General features: G+C 69.8%; 14 protein-coding genes and 2 pseudogenes. 6 read left to right on the forward strand and 10 right to left on the reverse strand.

Features of this window, described 5'->3' with window-relative positions:
• Positions 1–220: 220 nt before the first annotated feature.
• Both J7I97_RS28095 and J7I97_RS28100 read left to right on the forward strand, forming a co-directional pair.
• The gene (locus J7I97_RS28095; RefSeq protein WP_214940169.1) at positions 221–655 is read left to right on the forward strand and encodes a VOC family protein; all 435 of its coding nucleotides are present in this window, start codon (positions 221–223) and stop codon (positions 653–655) included.
• A 162-nt stretch (positions 656–817) separates the two neighbouring features.
• On the forward strand, positions 818–1,819 hold the full coding sequence (locus J7I97_RS28100) for a site-specific integrase (protein ID WP_308369161.1): 1,002 nt from the start codon (positions 818–820) through the stop codon (positions 1,817–1,819).
• On the opposite strand, the gene J7I97_RS28105 is transcribed toward J7I97_RS28100, so the two are convergent.
• The 6 genes and pseudogenes from J7I97_RS28105 to J7I97_RS28130 all read right to left on the reverse strand — a co-directional run bounded on the left by J7I97_RS28105 (position 1,760) and on the right by J7I97_RS28130 (position 5,100).
• Positions 1,760–2,455 carry a PaaI family thioesterase gene (locus J7I97_RS28105; protein WP_214940171.1) on the reverse strand — a complete coding sequence of 232 codons (696 nt, stop codon included), beginning with the start codon at positions 2,453–2,455 and terminating at the stop codon, positions 1,760–1,762. The genes J7I97_RS28100 and J7I97_RS28105 overlap by 60 nt on opposite strands.
• Before the next feature lie 47 nt (positions 2,456–2,502).
• Positions 2,503–3,531 (reverse strand): zinc-binding dehydrogenase, encoded by a 1,029-nt coding sequence (locus J7I97_RS28110; RefSeq protein ID WP_214940173.1) that lies wholly within the window; start codon positions 3,529–3,531, stop codon positions 2,503–2,505.
• Positions 3,524–3,952, reverse strand: a pseudogene (locus tag J7I97_RS28115) (4-oxalocrotonate tautomerase family protein). Before J7I97_RS28115 ends, J7I97_RS28110 begins: the two are co-directional and overlap by 8 nt.
• Positions 3,940–4,267 (reverse strand): annotated as a pseudogene (locus tag J7I97_RS40470) (Tn3 family transposase); the annotation flags it as partial. The pseudogenes J7I97_RS40470 and J7I97_RS28115, both read right to left, overlap by 13 nt.
• 19 nt (positions 4,268–4,286) lie before the next feature.
• Positions 4,287–4,442, reverse strand: a complete 156-nt coding sequence (locus tag J7I97_RS28125; protein ID WP_214940175.1) for a hypothetical protein — start codon at positions 4,440–4,442, stop codon at positions 4,287–4,289.
• Between the two features lie 262 nt (positions 4,443–4,704).
• A complete protein-coding gene (locus J7I97_RS28130) occupies positions 4,705–5,100 on the reverse strand; it encodes a helix-turn-helix domain-containing protein (RefSeq protein WP_214940178.1) in 396 nt (131 codons plus the stop codon).
• Between the two features lie 92 nt (positions 5,101–5,192).
• Here J7I97_RS28130 and J7I97_RS28135 point away from each other — a divergent pair, with 92 nt between their 5' ends.
• Positions 5,193–5,987: an MBL fold metallo-hydrolase gene (locus J7I97_RS28135; RefSeq protein ID WP_214940181.1), complete on the forward strand. Its 795-nt coding sequence runs from the start codon at positions 5,193–5,195 to the stop codon at positions 5,985–5,987.
• Positions 5,988–6,352: 365 nt separating this feature from the next.
• Here the strand turns inward: J7I97_RS28135 and J7I97_RS28140 are convergent, their stop codons facing one another.
• The 3 genes from J7I97_RS28140 to J7I97_RS28150 are packed head-to-tail and all read right to left on the reverse strand — an operon-like array spanning position 6,353 to position 8,792.
• Positions 6,353–7,138 (reverse strand): ABC transporter permease, encoded by a 786-nt coding sequence (locus J7I97_RS28140; RefSeq protein ID WP_214940183.1) that lies wholly within the window; start codon positions 7,136–7,138, stop codon positions 6,353–6,355.
• Positions 7,135–8,097 carry an ATP-binding cassette domain-containing protein gene (locus J7I97_RS28145; RefSeq protein WP_214940186.1) on the reverse strand — a complete coding sequence of 321 codons (963 nt, stop codon included), beginning with the start codon at positions 8,095–8,097 and terminating at the stop codon, positions 7,135–7,137. Before J7I97_RS28145 ends, J7I97_RS28140 begins: the two co-directional genes overlap by 4 nt.
• Before the next feature lie 26 nt (positions 8,098–8,123).
• Positions 8,124–8,792, reverse strand: a complete 669-nt coding sequence (locus J7I97_RS28150) for a DUF4097 family beta strand repeat-containing protein (RefSeq protein WP_214940189.1) — start codon at positions 8,790–8,792, stop codon at positions 8,124–8,126.
• A gap of 225 nt (positions 8,793–9,017) precedes the next feature.
• Between J7I97_RS28150 and J7I97_RS28155 the strand changes: the two genes are divergently transcribed.
• Positions 9,018–9,770: a helix-turn-helix domain-containing protein gene (locus J7I97_RS28155; RefSeq protein ID WP_214940192.1), complete on the forward strand. Its 753-nt coding sequence runs from the start codon at positions 9,018–9,020 to the stop codon at positions 9,768–9,770.
• Between the two features lie 145 nt (positions 9,771–9,915).
• Positions 9,916–11,289, forward strand: coding sequence for an FAD-dependent oxidoreductase (locus tag J7I97_RS28160; protein WP_214940195.1), 1,374 nt, complete (start codon positions 9,916–9,918; stop codon positions 11,287–11,289).
• A 60-nt stretch (positions 11,290–11,349) separates the two neighbouring features.
• Here J7I97_RS28160 and J7I97_RS28165 read toward each other — a convergent pair whose 3' ends face one another.
• Positions 11,350–13,746 (reverse strand): excinuclease ABC subunit UvrA, encoded by a 2,397-nt coding sequence (locus J7I97_RS28165; protein WP_214940198.1) that lies wholly within the window; start codon positions 13,744–13,746, stop codon positions 11,350–11,352.
• A gap of 212 nt (positions 13,747–13,958) precedes the next feature.
• Between J7I97_RS28165 and J7I97_RS28170 the strand changes: the two genes are divergently transcribed.
• On the forward strand, positions 13,959–14,333 hold the full coding sequence (locus J7I97_RS28170; protein ID WP_214940263.1) for a helix-turn-helix transcriptional regulator: 375 nt from the start codon (positions 13,959–13,961) through the stop codon (positions 14,331–14,333).
• Position 14,334 lies beyond the last annotated feature (1 nt).

The raw sequence follows: 14,334 nt of genomic DNA on the forward strand, positions 1-14,334 counted from the left end.
CCCTTCAGAAGAGCCGCACCCGAAGGCGTTGACCGTCCGGACGGCGGTCGACGTGTCCCGTCTCATGCGAATTGGCCCTGTCTCAGGTGGTCTGGTCCGATTCGCTCGTCGTCTCAGGCGATCTGGTCCGTTGGCGGTACTCATGTCACGCGAGACCTCGACCTGCGCGGCGATGACACCCTGGGGGGCGCTGAGCAGCACGCGCCAATAGGGTGGCCCGATGATGTCGATCAAGAAGTTCCAAGTCACCTTCGACTGCGCAGAACCTGAGCGCCTCGCTCGTTTCTGGTGCGAGGTGTTGGGGTACGTCGTACCGCCGCCACCGGAGGGGTTTGCCACTTGGGACGATTTCAAGCGCTCGCTGCCACCTGAGCAGCAGGACGCATGGTTTGCCTGCAGTGATCCCTCAGGCGTGGGCCCGCGACTGTACTTCCAGCGCGTCCCCGAAGGGAAGGCCGCCAAGAACCGGCTGCATCTTGACGTGCGGGTTGGCACCGGACTTGTGGGTGAAGAGCGCCTCGCCGCGCTTGAGGCCGAGTGCGCACGACTGGTCCCGCTCGGCGCGGTACATGTGCGAACGCTGTATGCCGATGACGACAACGAGTCGTGCATCCCGATGCAGGACATCGAGGGCAACGAGTTCTGTATCGACTGAGGGGCCGCGAACGTGTCCTCCCAGATCAACTGAGACGGCACCGGACAACCGTGCGTCCGGGACCAGGTCCACTGAGATTTCCAATCACAGTGTCTCAGTTCTTCTGGTCGCTGCAGGTCACAGGCATCACCAGGGACCAGATCATCTGAGACGGGACACGACGTGTTCCTCGACTCGCTCGGCAATCCGAACACGGTCCGGAACTACGGAATTGGGGTCGGCAAGACCGCCGAGCGGATCGGCGAGGGCCGGCCGCTGGCGTCGGTCGCGGACGACGAGATCGGCGAGGCCCTCGAACTGCTCTGGGGCCGGTCGGCGGTCAACACCTGGAACTCCCGCCGAGCCGGGGTGCTGTCCTGGCTCGGCTGGTGCCGCGAGCGCGGCTACGAGGGTCCGGCGGTCCCGGCCTGGGCGAAGCGGCTGGCGGTGCCGGACTCCGAGACCCCGGCCCGCTCGAAGATGGCCATCGACCGGCTGGTCGCCCGGCGCGAGGTCCATCTGCGGGAGAAGACGCTGTGGCGGATGCTGTACGAAACCTCGGGGCGGGCGGAGGAGATCCTAGGCGTGAACATCGAGGACCTGGACTTCGCCGGGCGCCGCTGGCCGGTGAAGGCGAAGGGCGCCCGGACCAAGGTCCGCCGTCGCGGCCAGGTCCGCGAGGACTACGTGCTGGAGACCGTGTACTGGGACGCCGGCACCGCCCGGCTCCTGCCGCGGCTGTTGAAGGGCCGTACCCGCGGGCCGGTGTTCGTCACCCACCGCCGCCCGGGGCCGGGCAAGGTCGTCAGCCCGCGCGACGTGTGCCCGGATACCGGGTTCGCCAGGCTGTCGTACGGTCAGGCACGCGCCCTGCTCGACGAGCACACCGCCGTCCGCGGGCCCGGAACGGGCTGGGACCTGCACGAGTACCGCCATTCCTCACTGACTCACCTCGGCGAGCAGGGGGCGTCGCTGTTGATGTTGATGGCGAAGTCCCGGCACAAGAAGCCGGAGAACGTCCGCCGCTATTTCAAACCGTCCCCGGAGGCGATCGCCGAGCTCACCAGCCTGCTCGCCCCGGGTGGCAGCCGCCGCTGGACGGCTCCTGCCGAGGCGGAGAGGGGCCTATCGCGAGGCGCCTCCCATGCCGGGAAACAGAGCTTGGGCGTGCTCGGGGTCCGGTGAGACGAAGACTCCTTCCGCCGCCACCAGGACCGTGGAGAGGTCGTCTTCGATGGTGATCGAACCAGTCACATACACCTTGCGGCCCTCGGTGCCTGTGACATGGGCGAGCACCCGCAGCGGGGATTCCAGCGGAACGGGGCGGTGGTAGCGCATCTGGAGGGAGACGGTCATCCCCGGCATTCCCGCGGCCGCGCACGCCCATCCCATCAGCTCGTCCAGCAGCATGGCGCTGATGCCGCCGTGCCCGTAGCCGGGCGGCCCTTCGTGTGCGATGCCGAGGACGCAGGTGCCGGCCGCGCCGCGGTCGAGCCGTGTCACGCGCAGGGGCGGCGCGAGCGGGCTGCCGGTACCGGTGACGGGGCTGTACATCCGCACTCCTCCCGGAAACTCGTCCACCGCAGGGATTTCCGCGCGTGCGCGGAGGTGCCCGGTCAACTGTGCGGCGAGGCTGCGGACGCCGTCCGCCACGCGGTGCAGGGTGTCTGGTGCGGCTGCGGTGCGGACGGCCGCATCGACCAGGACGCGCAGCTCGTGGCCGAGCGCGGCGATCGCCGTCCGCTGCAGATGCGGGTCCTCCTCGTCTGATTGCTCGGGAGCGGTACTGGCGGCGGAGTGGTGGGGCAGAGGCGTTTTCATCGGGCATCTCGCTGCAAGGCGGCGGGCCGCGGCCGGGGTGGAGTGGGTCAGCTCGGGGCCGGGGACGGGGTGAGGTCGCGTACGAAGACGGGCTTGAGGTGCTTCTGCGGCAGCGCGTCGGGCAGTTGCTCCCAGTCGAGGACGTGGGAGACGACGCGTTCGGGTGAGACCTTGCCGGAGGAGGCGAGGTCGAGGGCGTCGGGGATGTGGGCGCGTACGTTGTCCCGGGCGATGCGCAGGGTGACGCCGGTGAGGTACATGTCGAGCAGGGGGAGTTCGCCGGGGCGGAAGTGGTTGCCCGCGGACTCGCAAATGCCTTCGGGGGCGAGGGACCGTACGGCAAGGGCGAGCTGGTCGACGCGGCCGGTGGCCTCGACGGCCAGGTCGAAGCCGTGGCGGATTGGCTCGATCGTCTCGGCGGTGCGGGCGCCGTAGCTTTCGGCGAGACGGCGGTGTTCGGCGTCGGGGTCGACGTAGAGGACATCGGAGGCGCCGAGCGCGCGGGCGATGTTGCACACGTACAGGCCGATGCTGCCGCGGGCGACGACCAGGACCCGGGCGCCCGGGCGGGCCTTCAGGTGCGGGGCGACCAGGCGCCAGGCAAGGGACCAGTTGTCGCTGGCGGAGGCCATGGCGACCGGGTCGAGGCCGGTGGGCAGCGGAACCAGCATGGCGTCCGCGTACGGGACGCGGACCAGGTCGGAGAAGAGCCCGCCCCAGCTGCCGCCGATCGGCGCGCCGAACATGGCCATGTGCGGGACCGAGGTGCAGTGGGCGGTGAGCCCGCCGCGGCAAGGGGCGCAGGTACCGCAGTTGATGGACCAGGGCACCACGACCAGGTCGCCGGGGGCCACGCTGGTCACGTGGTCGCCGATGTCGGTGACGCGGGCCACGCATTCGTGGCCGAGGGCGAACGGCGGGTCGATGAAGCCGTGCCCGGCGAGGATGGAGGAGTCCACGTCGCAGGAGGTGGCGGCGACGGGGGCGACGATCGCCTCATGGGCGGACTGGATCTCGGGGTCGGGTGCCTCGCGCCATTCGACCGTGCGCCGTGCGATGTAGGTCAGTTCACGCATCGGCCTGCTGCCCCTTCGCCAGGGCGACGAGGTCGGCGTACCGGACGACGGAGCCGCCCGCGCCCCAGGTGCCGTCGGGCTGCTCGTGCACCAGCACCCACACCCGCAGCGCCTCGGCCGGGGACAGGCCGGCGGCCGCGAGCACGGTGGCGGTGGCCTCCTTGACCAGGCCCGCCTTGCGCCGCTCCGACAGCGCCCCCCGGGGAACCGTCACCTCCACCAGGAAGCGGGGCGCGTCGTCCTCGGCCGTCGCCTGTGCGCCCTCGGGCAGCTCGGTGAGGTAGCTCTACGCCTGGGCCCGGAAGAAGGCGGTGTCGGACGCGCCCTCCCACCGCAGCATTACGGCGGCGAGATCTCGCTGAATCGTCGCGCGCCCCTGATCGGTCAGGGCGCCGGTCGGGACGGTCAGCCGACATTGCAGCCGCGCGACCAGGAGCGCGGCGATCGTGACGTGCAGGTCCTTCAGCCTGGCCTCGCCGGTGACCGATGTGAACGCCTGGTCGGCGCCGGTCCAGGAGAACACCTCCAGCAGCACCTCGGGCAGGTCCACGCGGGGCAGCATCGCGTTCACCGCGGCCCGCAGGTCCAGCAGCGAGGCCGGTTCGGGCTCCGGCTCCAGCGCGGCGAAGTGCAGCCGCCCGTCGTCGTCGAAGACGATCTGCGCGTTGTCCGGCAGGCGCCCGGCGACCTCCCGGTACGTGCCGTCCAGCAGCGCGGCCCGCGCGGCCAGGTGCTCGCAGGGGTGGGCCGGTAGGTCAGCGGCGGTACGCCACGTAGAGGTCGCCGTCGTGGGAGGCGAGGGTCGGCTCACCCGTCATCGCGCCCTCGACGACCACCTCGCGGTTCCAGCTCGCCTGCTGCTTGCGGTGGAGCCAGATCTTCTTGTCTGCGTCGCGGTGGGCGACCCACACGGTGCGTCGTGGGCCGTGTTCGCTGGGCTGTCCGCGGGAGGCTTGGTCGCGGCGAGCGTGGAGGCCGAATAGGTGTTCCCCACACGGTGGCCGACCCTGAGCACACCGTCCGGTGTGCGCGCTGCTGACGACCAGGGAGCCGTTCATGGCGGTGATGGCCGCGTAGAGCTTGCCCTTGAACTCGGCCAGAGCGGGCCGGTGCTGGCTCGCTGCCGGTCATGACCGGTCCGCCCAGGCTGCGGATATATGGCTGACGGTGCGATCACTTCCTCCGCTCGGCGACGCCTGGGGCGCTTTCATCGAGCCAGCTCGGTCGCGCGGGCGGCCCCGGCAGATCGGGATCGGGATCAGTCCACTCGTTTCCCCAGGCGACCAAGGCGGCGAGCACCGGTACCAAGGCGCGCCCCCTTTCGGTGAGGAGGTACTCGAAGCGGGCGGGTTTGAGGCTGTACTGCGTGCGCATGAGGACGCCCGCGGCGGTCAACTCCGCCAGCCGTCGGGCGAGCGTGTTCTCGCTCATCCGCAACCGATCGCGGAATTCGTCGAACCGGCGGGCTCCACCGAGGGCTTCACGCACCACCAGGAGCGCCCATCGTTCGCCGATCACGTCCAGTGCTCGGGCGGCGGGACAGTTGTCGAGGGCGAGGGGCGAACGCATGTCCTCAGCCTAGCGGCTTCCATGATGGAAGTGAATTGGTAGCATCCCCCAGTGGCTTCCATAGTGGAAGTCGTCAAGGAGGGGTGCTCCAGATGCAGAGACTTCGTCAGGCCGGTATCGAGGTCGCCCGTGGGGTGTTCCGTTTCGGAGACGGCCATGTCAACTGGTACGTCATCGAGCAGGAGGGCGCGCTGACCGTCGTGGACGGCGGTATGCCCGATCACTGGCCCGCACTGATGGACTGGCTGAAGAAGCGGGGGCAAGGTCTGGACGCGGTTCGGGCCATCGTGCTCACCCATGGACACGCCGATCACCTGGGCATCATCCGCCGGCTTTCCGACGCCACCGGCCGGCCGGTGCACGTACACCCGGACGACGAGGCTCAGGCCAAAGGCGCCGGACTCCACATCCCACCCCGCCGCATTCGACGAAACGTGTGGAAACCTCACGTCTTTGCCCTCACCGTGAACTGGGGACGCGCGGGCCTGTTCACCGTCCCACCGATCCTGCATGCCGAGTCCTACGCCGACGGCCGGCGCCTGGACATACCGGGATCGCCTCGGGCGATCCACACGCCCGGCCACAGTCCGGGCAGCAGCTGCCTGCTGCTCGCCGACCGCGATGTCCTGATCACGGGAGACGCCCTGGTGACCCTCGACGTCGTCACCGGCCGTCGTGGCGTCGGGATCATGCCCGGCACCCTCAACGACGACCCCGAACAGGCATTGGACAGCCTGACCTCTCTGGCCGGAATCACAGCCACGACGCTGCTGCCCGGCCACGGCGAGCCCTACTCGGAAGGCGTGCCCACAGCTCTCGCGGCGGCCCGTCGACACGGCATCGACTGGAGGAAGCCGACGGCAGGCGCCCACGGCCACGCCCATTGACCGCAGCCCGTTCTGTCGAGCCCTCCGAGAGACCACGGATCTCCATCGGGCCATGTGTTGGATTCCGTAGCCGCCTGCACGCCCGCTGGGTGAGGCCGGCGTGGGCGGCGGCGGTTGTGCTCGTCGTTCTTGGCGGTGACGCGGGCGGAGGTCTCCTCACCGAGCTTGAGGTAGTGACCCAGAGTCGCCAGGCGCTTGTGCCGGGACTTGGCTCGGAGGTCTTCCCCGGGCTGGGGTCCCCGTGGTGGGGGTGGGAAACTGGCGGCCGAGAACGCCGACGGGGCGGCGTATGCCGACGCGGTGTCGGAGTACGCCGCCCTGGGGCGGGACGAGTTGCGGGAGGTGGCCCGCGCTGTCATGGGCGGTTACTTCGGGTCGTGGTTGAACTTCGCGGTCGACCAGAAGTAGCCGAGCACCGCGAGACCCAGGCACCAGGCGATCGCGAGCCACCCGTTGTTGCCGATCTCGGTGCCGAGGAGCAGGCCGCGGAGGGTCTCGATGGCGGGCGTGAACGGCTGGTACTCGGTGATCGGCCGGAACCAGCCGGGCATCGCGTCGACCGGGACGAAGGCGCTGGAGAGGAGCGGCAGCAGGATCATCGGCATCGCGTTGTTGCTGGCGGCCTCGGCGTTCGGGCTGATCAGGCCCATGCCGACCGCGATCCAGGTGAGCGCCATGGAGAAGAGCACGAGCAGCCCGAACGCCCCCAGCCACTCCAGGACCGTGGCGTCCGTGGAGCGGAAGCCGATGGCCACGGCGACGGCGCCGACGAGGACCACGCTCATGATCGACTGCAGCACGCTGCCGACGACGTGTCCGACGAGCACCGAACCGCGGTGGATCGCCATCGTGCGGAAGCGGGCGATGATGCCCTCGGTCATGTCGTTGGAGACGGACACCGCGGTCCCGATCGTGGTGCTGCCGATGGTCATCAGCAGGAGGCCCGGGACGAGATACGCGATGTAGTCGGAGCGGTCGCCGCCGCCGATGCCCGCGCTCATCGTGTCTCCGAAGATGTAGACGAAGAGCAACAGCAGCATGATCGGGGTGAGCAGCAGGTTCAGGGTGAGGGACGGATAGCGCCGGGCGTGCAGGAGGTTGCGGCGCAGCATCGTGGACGAGTCGCGCACGGCCAGGGACAGGGAGCTCATCGGACAGCCTCCTTGGGCTGGTTGGGGATGTCGGCGCCGCCGGTCAGAGCGAAGAACACGTCGTCGAGGTCGGGGGTGTGCACGGTCAGCTCGTCGGACTCGATGCCGGCCGCGTCCAGCCCGTCGAGGATGGAGCGCAGCTCGCGCTGGCTGCCGCCGCTGGGAATCTGCAGTGCGAGGGATTCGTCGTCCCGGGTGGCGTCGCGCAGGGCGAAGGCCGCGGCCTGATACGTGGCCGGGTCGGTGAAGCGGAGCCGGACGTGTCCGCCGGGGATGAGCCGCTTCAGCTCCTCGGCGGTGCCCTCGGCGGCGATCTTGCCGTCGTTGAGCACGGCGATGCGGTCGGCGAGCTCGTCGGCCTCCTCCAGGTACTGCGTGGTGAGGAAGACGGTGACGCCGTCGGAGACGAGCTCGCGGATGATCTGCCACATGTTGTGGCGGGCGCGCGGGTCGAGGCCGGTGGTCGGCTCGTCGAGGAAGATGATCCGCGGGTTGCCGACCAGGGTCATCGCGATGTCGAGGCGGCGCTTCATGCCGCCGGAGTAGGTGGAGGCGGGCTTCTTCGCGGCCTCGACCAGGTCGAAGCGCTCCAGCAGCTCAGCGGCGGTGCGGCGGCCCTCGCTACGGGACAGGTGGTGCAGGTCCGCCATGAGGAGCATGTTCTCCTCGCCGGTGATCAGGCCGTCGACGGCGGAGAACTGGCCGGTGACGCCGATCGCGGCGCGCACCGCCTGAGGGTCGGTGGTCAGGTTGTGGCCGCCGATGTGGATGTCGCCTGTGCCCGGGTCGGCGGAGATGAGGGTGGAGAGGATCTTCACGGCGGTGGTCTTGCCGGCGCCGTTCGGGCCGAGCAGGGAGAAGACCGTTCCTTCGGGGACGGCCAGGTCGACGCCGTCGAGCACGAGCTTGTCGCCGTAGGACTTGCGCAGCCCGTTCGCCGCGATCGCCAGGTTGGTCATGATGGGTGCTCCTCAGAGGCTGCGGGTCAGAGGCTGCGGGCGGTGATGTCGCCGTAGGAGGTGGTCGCGTGGATGTTCAGGCCGGCGGTGCCTTCGGTGTTCTTGAGCGCGTTGTGGATCCGGCCGTAGGTGGTGCCGGCGTCCAGGGAGGCGGAGACTCCGCGGGCGGCGCCGACCGACACGTCGCCGGCCTGGGTGCGCAGTTCGACCGTCCCGCGCAGGGCCTCGGCGATGTGGATGTCGCCCTTTTGGGTGCTGATCTCCGCGGGGCCGCCCAGGCGGCCGACCGAGACGTCGCCGGCGAGGAGGGTGAGGCGGGCGCTCGCGGTCTCGTCGAGCTTGACCGAACCGTGCGCGCCCTCGAAGGCGACGTCGCCGAGCCGTCCGACGCCGCGGAACTCGGCGCTGGCCGCCTTCGCCTCGATGTGCGAGCCGGCGGGCAGCTGGATGGTCACCTCGATGGATCCGGAGTTGCCGAGGATCCGGTTCTTCGCCGGTGAGGCCTCGATCCGCAGGACGCCGTCGCCGTATTCGACCGTGATCTGCTCCGCCGCCTTCACATCGCGGCCCTTCGAGGCGTCCGCGGGCAGGACCTCGACCGTGGTGTCAGCCCGGTCGGCGGCGATGAACCGGACGCGCCCCGCGGGGATGTCGAGGACGGCGGAGACCGGGGCGGGGGTGTCGAACTTCTGCATTGTGTTCTCCTGCTTGCTCGTTGTTTCCGATGAGGGAAAAGCTACGTTGCGTTCATGAATCGTGCAACATCATCGTTGCGCAGAATCTGCATTAGTGCAGGTAGAGGTGCAGATATCGTTGCAACAGTCTTGGTTTTAACGCAACGACAGTCGCCCTGGTCGTTGCATTGGATTGGAAGTGAACGCTATGCTGGGGGCATCAAGGACGCACGAAGGGAGATCACGATGCCGGGAGGCAGGCTCACCCAGCAGGAACGCCAGCAGATCGCGCTGGGGGTGGCCGACGGCCTCGCCTACGCGGAGATCGCCAGACGTCTCGACCGTCCCACCTCGACGATCACACGTGAGGTGATGCGCAACGGCGGCCCCACCGCCTACCGCGCCGACCTGGCCCACCGCGCCACCGAACGCCGCGCCCACCGGCGCAGGCAGGCCGCGCCCCGGGGACCGGAGGCGCCCCCGCAGGCCGGACCCGACGCCGAGGCCGTGCGCGAGTACGAGGAGACGTTCACCACCCTCCTCATGCAACAGGGCCTGCCCAAGATGATGTCCCGGGTGCTGACCTGCCTCTACACCACCGACACGGGCAGCCTCACCGCGTCCGAACTCGTCCAGCGCCTCCAGGTCAGCCCGGCGTCCATCTCCAAAGCGATCACGTCCCTCGAAAGCCAGGGCCTCATCCGCCGGGAACGCGACGACCGTCGCCGCGAGCGCTACCTCGTCGACGACGACGTCTGGTACCAGGGAATGATCGCCGCCGCCCGATCCCACGCCCAGCTCGCCGAGACCGCACGGCAGGGCGTCGGCATCCTCGGCCCCGACAGCCCGGCCGCCACCCGCCTGGAGAACATCGCCCGCTTCGTCGACTTCGTCGGCGAGAGCATGACTCGCGCCGCCGAGCAGGCCCGCGAGGTCCTCTACACGAAAGCCGAAGCGGCCTCAGGCGGCACTGCCACGCCAGGTTCAGATCGCGGATAGCGCCGGACAGCACATGGACAAGCGGCTCGACCTGGCGCCGGCCGCTGCCGTGCCCCGCCCCCGCACCGCGACGGACGACCCCGGTTCTCGACCGAAGATCACCAAGCAGTAGGCTCATTCCGCAACACGACGCGAAGGGGAATCAGTGGCGCGGGTTGCGGTGATCGGTGGGGGTATCAGCGGGCTGGGGACGGCGCTCATGCTTGGCCGGCGGGGCCACACGGTCACGTTGTTCGAGCAGGACGCGCGGCAGGCCGGAGAGGACCTGAACCGGGACTTCTTCCACTGGGACAGGCCCCGAATCCCGCAGGCCACCCAGCCCCACTCGCTCCTCGCGCCCGTGCGCACCGTGTTGCTTACCGAGACCCCTGATGTCTACGCGGACCTGCTGGCACGCGGAGCCCGGGAGTACCACGACTTCGACTGGTTCGGTGAGCATCCGCCGCATCGGGCCGGCGATGAGGACTTGGTGACCCTGCGCACCCGCCGCATCGTGCTGGAGGCCGCCTTGACCGCGGCCGTACGGCGGGAACGCACCGTTGATGTGCGGCGAGACTGCCGGGTGCGCGCCCTCACCATCGAGGGGGGCCGCCCTCCCCGGGTCACCGGCGTGCAGGTGGGCGCGGAAACACACCAGGCGGACCTCGTCGTCGATGCGTCCGGTCGTCGCTCGCCGGTTCCCGCCTGGCTGATCGCGGCCGGCTGCCGCCCGCCCGTGGTCGACAGCCACCGCACCGGGATCGCTTATCTGTGCCGCTGGTACCGCCTGCGTGCCGACGGCCCGCGTGACCCCGGGCGGGTGAAGACCGGCTCGGCCGCGCCGTTCGCGCTCGCCGGCGTCTTCCCTTCCGACAACGACACCTTCGCGGTGAACCTGGTGCTCTCCACGGGTGATCCGACCCGCGGCGCGCTCACCGACCCCGCCGTGTTCGAGGCCGCCGCACGCCACTTCCCCGCCACCGCCGCCTGGCTCGACCTGGCCCCCGAACCACAGTCAGCCGTCCTGGCGATGGCCGGCCTGGACAACCGCTGGACCGCCCTCGCCGACGATGACGGACCCATCGTCACCGGCCTGGTCAACGCCGGGGACAGCCTCATCCACACCAACCCCACCTTGGGCCATGGCGCGGCCCTCGGCCTGCGCGCCGCCCAGCACCTCGCCACCCATGTCGACGAGATCGCCGCGGACCCCATCGGCTACCACACCTGGACAACACAGGCCCTCCGCCCGTGGTTCGACGCGCAGGTGACGGCCGACCGCGCCAACGAGCAACGCCTCGCCGAGAGCTCACCACCCTCAGATCGGCGGGCTGCCGCCCTGGCTGCCTGCGCCTTTGACGATCCCGTCGTCATGAGAGCCCGGGCCCAGGTACGCCATCTCCTGCGACCGGCCCACGACGCCTACGGCACCGACGAAGTGGACCGACACGTCACCGCCTGGCTGGCTGCCCGCCCGGACTTCTCGCCCCAGCACGACGGCCCGACCCGAGATCAGTGGGATGCACTCATCCCAGGCTGAGCGCGCTACTTGTTCCCTGGTGTCCGAGCTGGCACCACAGGGCCGGATCGGGTGCCTTGGTCAGGTGCCGACGTAGGCCGCGAGGTGCTCGCCGGTGAGGGTGGAGCGGGCGGCGACCAGGTCGGCGGGTGTGCCCTCGAAGACGATCCGGCCGCCGTCGTGGCCGGCGCCGGGGCCGAGGTCGATGATCCAGTCGGCGTGTGCCATGACCGCCTGGTGGTGCTCGACGACGATGACCGACTTGCCGGAGTCGACGAGCCGGTCGAGCAGGCCGAGGAGGTGCTCGACGTCGGCGAGGTGGAGGCCGGCGGTCGGCTCGTCGAGTACGTAGACGAGCCGGTCGCCGCCCTTCCCGGCCATGTGCGTGGCCAGCTTGAGCCGTTGCCGTTCGCCGCCGGACAGTGTCGTGAGCGGCTGGCCGATGCTGAGGTAGCCGAGCCCGACGTCGGCGAGCCGGCCGAGGATGCGGTGCGCGGCGGGCGTGTGCGCCTCGCCGGCGCCGAAGAACTCCTCGGCCTCGGTCACCGGCATCGCGAGCACCTCGCTGATGTCGCGGCCGCCGAGGTGGTAGTCCAGCACCGATGCCTGGAACCGCTTCCCCTCGCACTCCTCGCAGACGGTGGAGACGCCGGCCATCATCGCCAGGTCGGTGTAGACGACGCCGGCGCCGTTGCAGGTGGGGCAGGCGCCCTCGGAGTTGGCGCTGAACAGCGCCGGCTTCACGCCGTTGGCCTTCGCGAACGCCTTGCGGATCGGGTCGAGCAGTCCGGTGTACGTCGCCGGGTTGCTGCGTCGCGAGCCGCGGATCGGGGCCTGGTCGACCGACACCACACCATCGCCGGCGGGGATCGAACCGTGCACGAGTGAGCTCTTGCCGGAGCCGGCGACGCCGGTGACGACGGCAAGCACCCCGAGCGGGATGTCGACGTCGACGCCCCGCAGGTTGTGCGCCGTCGCGCCGCGGATCGCCAGCGTGCCGGTGGGTGTCCGCACCTTCTCCTTGAGGGAGGCCCGGTCGTCGAAATGGCGGCCGGTGATGGTGCCGCCGGCCCGTAGCCCCTCGACGGTGCCCTCGAAGCAGACGGTGCCGCCCGCCGTACCCGCGCCGGGGCCGAGGTCGACGACGTGGTCGGCGATGGCGATCGCCTCCGGCTTGTGCTCCACGACCAGCACGGTGTTGCCCTTGTCGCGCAGCTGCAGCAGCAGGCCGTTCATCCGCTGGATGTCGTGGGGGTGCAGCCCGATCGTCGGCTCGTCGAAGACGTAGGTGACGTCGGTGAGCGAGGACCCGAGGTGGCGGATCATCTTGGTGCGCTGCGCCTCGCCGCCCGAGAGCGTGCCCGACGGGCGGTCGAGGCTCAGGTAGCCGAGGCCGATCTCGACGAACGAGTCGAGGGTCTGGCGGAGCGACGTGAGGAGGGGCCCGACGGACGGTTCGTCCAACTCCCGCACCCACGCGGCGAGGTCGCTGATCTGCATCGCGCAGGCGTCGGCGATGCTGATCTTCTTGATCTTCGACGAGCGGGCCGCCTCGCTGAGCCGGGTGCCCTCGCACTCGGGACAAACGGCGAACGCGATCGCCCGCTCCACGAAGGCGCGGACGTGCGGCTGCAGCGCGTCGACGTCCTTGGACAGCATCGACTTCTGGATCTTCGGGATCAGACCTTCGTAGGTCAGGTTGATGTTGTCGACCTTGATCTTGGTCGGCTCCTTGTAGAGCAGATCCTGGAGCTCGCGCTTGGTGTACTTGCGGATCGGCTTGTCCGGGTCGAAGAAGCCGCAGCCCCTGAAGATGCGGCCGTACCAGCCGTCGACGCTGTAGCCGGGGATCGTGAGCGCACCCTCGTTGAGCGACTTGCTGTCGTCGTACAGCGCGGACAGGTCGAAGTCGGTGACCGAGCCCCGGCCCTCGCAGCGCGGACACATGCCGCCGGTGCGGTGGTAGGTCCGCTTCTCGGCCTTGGTCTTGTCGGCGCCGCGGTCGACCGTGATGGCACCGCTCCCGCTGACCGAGGCGACGTTGAAGGCGTACGCGCTGGGCGGGCCGATGTGCGGCTTCCCGAGCCGGCTGAAGAGGATGCGCAGCATCGCGTTGGCGTCGGTGGCGGTGCCGACCGTGGAGCGGGGGTCGGCGCCCATCCGCTGCTGGTCGACGATGATCGCCGTCGTCAGCCCTTCGAGTACGTCGACCTCGGGCCGCGCCAGCGTCGGCATGAAACCCTGAACGAAGGTGCTGTACGTCTCGTTGATCATCCGCTGCGACTCCGCGGCGATCGTGTCGAACACCAGCGAGCTCTTGCCCGAACCGGAGACGCCGGTGAACACCGTCAGGCGGCGCTTCGGGATCTCGATGCTGACGTCCTTGAGGTTGTTCTCGCGCGCGCCGTGCACGCGGATCAGATCGTGGCTGTCGGCATCGTGCGGCGCAGGCGACTGCGAGTCCGTCCTCGGGGCCATGCTTATCGTGTCTCCATCTGTTGGGCCTGTTGGGCGGGGCCGCCTTCGCGGTCTCCGTCGGCGTCGCCTGACTGGATCCGATCAGCTGCGAGCAGTATGCCTGGACGTGTCCTTCCGCTCATCGGCACCGGCCTCGGGTGCTGTGGGAAACTCATCAGGTGAAACGGCCCGACCTCGACGACCTCGTCCGGCTGCGGCGCGTGCGCGACCGGATGGACCGCGACTACGCCGAGCCGCTCGACGTCCCGGCGCTGGCGCGTGACGCCCTGATGTCGGCGGGCCACTTCTCCCGCAGCTTCCGCGCCGCTTACGGCGAGACGCCGTACAGCTACCTGATGACCCGCCGCATCGAGCGGGCCAAAGCGCTGCTGCGGCGCGGCGACCTCACGGTGACCGACGTCTGCTTCGCGGTCGGCTGTACGTCGCTGGGGTCGTTCAGCTCGCGCTTCACCGAGCTGGTCGGCGAGAGCCCGAGCGCCTACCGGGCCCGGAGCCATGACCAGGGCGCCGCCATCCCGGCATGCATCGCCAAGATTCACACGCGGCCGGTCAGGAACGGAGAAGCGCGCCAGACCGCTCAGTCGTAGC

Origin of the sequence: Streptomyces sp. ISL-87, assembly GCF_018614095.1 — a bacterium.
GTDB lineage: Bacteria > Actinomycetota > Actinomycetes > Streptomycetales > Streptomycetaceae > Streptomyces.

Excerpts from the sequence above, each read along its gene's own strand:
- J7I97_RS28095 (WP_214940169.1), top strand. The coding sequence starts at position 221 with ATGATGTCGATCAAGAAGTTCCAAGTCACCTTCGACTGCGCAGAACCT.
- J7I97_RS28105 (WP_214940171.1), bottom strand. The coding sequence starts at position 2,455 with ATGAAAACGCCTCTGCCCCACCACTCCGCCGCCAGTACCGCTCCCGAG.
- J7I97_RS28110 (WP_214940173.1), bottom strand. The coding sequence starts at position 3,531 with ATGCGTGAACTGACCTACATCGCACGGCGCACGGTCGAATGGCGCGAG.
- J7I97_RS28130 (WP_214940178.1), bottom strand. The coding sequence starts at position 5,100 with ATGCGTTCGCCCCTCGCCCTCGACAACTGTCCCGCCGCCCGAGCACTG.
- J7I97_RS28135 (WP_214940181.1), top strand. The coding sequence starts at position 5,193 with ATGCAGAGACTTCGTCAGGCCGGTATCGAGGTCGCCCGTGGGGTGTTC.
- J7I97_RS28140 (WP_214940183.1), bottom strand. The coding sequence starts at position 7,138 with ATGAGCTCCCTGTCCCTGGCCGTGCGCGACTCGTCCACGATGCTGCGC.
- J7I97_RS28145 (WP_214940186.1), bottom strand. The coding sequence starts at position 8,097 with ATGACCAACCTGGCGATCGCGGCGAACGGGCTGCGCAAGTCCTACGGC.
- J7I97_RS28150 (WP_214940189.1), bottom strand. The coding sequence starts at position 8,792 with ATGCAGAAGTTCGACACCCCCGCCCCGGTCTCCGCCGTCCTCGACATC.
- J7I97_RS28155 (WP_214940192.1), top strand. The coding sequence starts at position 9,018 with ATGCCGGGAGGCAGGCTCACCCAGCAGGAACGCCAGCAGATCGCGCTG.
- J7I97_RS28165 (WP_214940198.1), bottom strand. The coding sequence starts at position 13,746 with ATGGCCCCGAGGACGGACTCGCAGTCGCCTGCGCCGCACGATGCCGAC.
- J7I97_RS28170 (WP_214940263.1), top strand. The coding sequence starts at position 13,959 with ATGGACCGCGACTACGCCGAGCCGCTCGACGTCCCGGCGCTGGCGCGT.